This is a genomic window from Armatimonas sp. (genome assembly GCF_043760365.1).
Lineage (GTDB): Bacteria > Armatimonadota > Armatimonadia > Armatimonadales > Armatimonadaceae > Armatimonas.
Genome location: NZ_JAYUPA010001060.1, coordinates 1 through 2,520, shown reverse-complemented (window position 1 = coordinate 2,520; position 2,520 = coordinate 1). Strand labels below are relative to the sequence as shown.

Below are 2,520 nucleotides of genomic sequence, written 5' to 3'. Positions count from 1 at the left end.
TGGCCGGGTGGGTTCGCGCTGTAGATTTTCGCCTGACTCAGGTAAAATGCTCGCATCATGAACCCAGCCATTTTTGCCCTCTCCCTTTTTCTTTCTCTTTCCGCGCCACAAGCGCAGCCAACAAGCCCTCTGAGCGGCCTCGCATTGCGGAGCATTGGCCCTACCCTGACCACGGGGCGCATTGCCGATGTGGCGATTGACCCTACCAACCGCAGTATCTGGTATGTCGCTGCCGCCTCTGGGGGGCTGTGGAAGACGGAGAACCGTGGGCTGACCTTTACCCCCATCTTTGACAGCTACGGCTCGTACTCGCTGGCGACTGTCGTGATTGACCCGAAGAACCCGAGCGTCCTCTGGCTGGGAACGGGTGAGAACTCGTCGCAGCGGAGTGTGGGTTTTGGCGATGGCGTGTATAAATCTCTGGATGCGGGCAAGACGTGGCAGAAGATGGGGTTGGAGAAATCCGAGCACATTGGCAAGATTCTCATTGACCCGAGGAGGCCCGACACGGTCTATGTAGCCGCGCAGGGGCCGCTCTGGTCGTCGGGCGGGGACAGAGGACTCTACAAAACCACCGACGGTGGCAAGACGTGGGTGTCAATTCTGACGGTCTCGGAGAACACGGGGATCTCGGATATTGTTTTTGACCCGAAGAGGCCCGACACCATCTACGCGGCTTCCTACCAGCGGCGGCGGCACACGGGCGTCCTGATCGCCGGTGGCCCCGAGGGGATGATCTACCGTACCGACAATGCGGGCAAGAGCTGGAAGAAACTCGACAAGGGCCTTCCTACTGTGGATAAGGGCCGTATTGCACTCGCCGTCTCGCCGCAGAAGCCGGAGGTGGTCTACGCCATGGTGACGGCATCTGGGAAAGAGGGGGGATTCTTCCGCTCGAAGAACAAGGGCAACAACTGGGAGAAGATGAGCGCGTGGGGGCCGAGCGATGCCCAGTACTACGGCGAGATCTTCCCCGATCCGATTACCTTTGACAAAGTGTGGGCCGTGGACACGCTCTTTCAGATGACTGTAGATGGCGGGAAGACCTTTACGGGCCAGCGCTGGAACACGCACGTGGACTACCATGATATTGAGTTTGACCCCACCGATCCGAAGCACCTGATTCTGGGCTGCGATGGCGGCCTCTACGAGAGCTACGATGGGGGAGCGAGCTGGCGGCACTTCAATAACCTGCCGCTCTCGCAGTTCTACCGGATAGCACTGGACATGACACAGCCGTTCTATTATGTCTACGGCGGGATGCAGGACAATGGGACAATTAGTGGCCCCGTGCGCTCGCTGGCACCCTCGGGGGTGCGAATGAGTGAGTGGCTTACCGTGGGCGGCGGTGATGGCTTTCAGGCACGAGCGGATCCCACCAATCCGAACACAGTCTACACGAGTAGCCAGAATGGGAGCTTCTCACGGCTGGATAAGAAGACGGGAGCCAGCGTCAGTGCAAGCCCGCGCCTGCCACTCGCGGAGCGGGGGCGCTGGAACTGGGACACACCGTTTCTTATCAGTCCGCACAACCCGAGCACACTCTGGATGGCGGGAAACAAGGTATTTAAGAGTGGGGATAAAGGCACGACGTGGAAAGCGGTCTCCGGCGACATCACGCGCAATATTGATCGAAATACACTCTCAGTGATGGGCAAAGTCTGGGACGACACGGCAGTGAACCGGCACCGGAGCACGACCGACTACGGAATCGCCAGTGCGCTGGACGAGTCCACTAAAGTGAAGGGACTGGTCTACCTGGGCACCGACGAGGGGCTGATTCAGGTGACCGAGGACGACGGTGCCACGTGGCGAAAAGAGGAGAACTTCCCCGGCGTCCCCGCGATGGCAACCGTCAGCGATCTTGCGGCGTCGCAGCACGAAACAAATACGGTCTACGCATCGTTCCATGACTTCCAGCACGGTGACTTCAAGCCCTATCTCCTCAAAAGCTTGGATCGCGGCAAGACCTGGGTAAGTATCGCCGGTGATCTCCCGGCCCGTGAGTTTGTGTGGAGTGTCGCTGAGGATCCGATCAACCCGAAGCTGCTCTTTGTGGGCACGGAGTTCGGGCTCTATGCCACTTTTGATGGCGGCACACACTGGCACCCTCTGAAAAACGGTGTCCCGACGATCGAGGTGCGCGATATTGCGATCCATCCCAAGGCGAGCGATCTGGTGATCGGAACTTTCGGGCGGGGCGGCTATGTCCTTGATGATCTCACCCCACTCCGTTCCCTCGCCACCGAGAGCCTCCCGACCGCACCGACACTGCTCCCGAGCCGCCCGGCGACGCTCTATCCTGACCTGGGTTACATCCGCGCTGCACAGGGTAACCCGACCTTTGCCAATCCCTGGCCGACGTACTTCACGTACTGGCTCCCCGCCGAAGTGAAGGGAAAGCTTGCCATCACGGTACTTGACGACAAAGAAAATGTCGTGCGGGAGCTAGAAGCCCCGACAGCAGCGGGACTCCAGCGGATTGGTTGGGACTTGCGCCAGGTCGGAGCGAATCGCTTC

At 59.7% G+C, this 2,520-nt stretch carries 1 protein-coding gene; it reads left to right on the top strand.

Translation table 11 applies throughout. The features are described from left to right. Positions 1–57: 57 nt before the first annotated feature. On the top strand, positions 58–2,520 hold a 2,463-nt coding region (locus tag ACH2EH_RS27090; protein WP_395146627.1), incomplete at its 3' end, for a WD40/YVTN/BNR-like repeat-containing protein.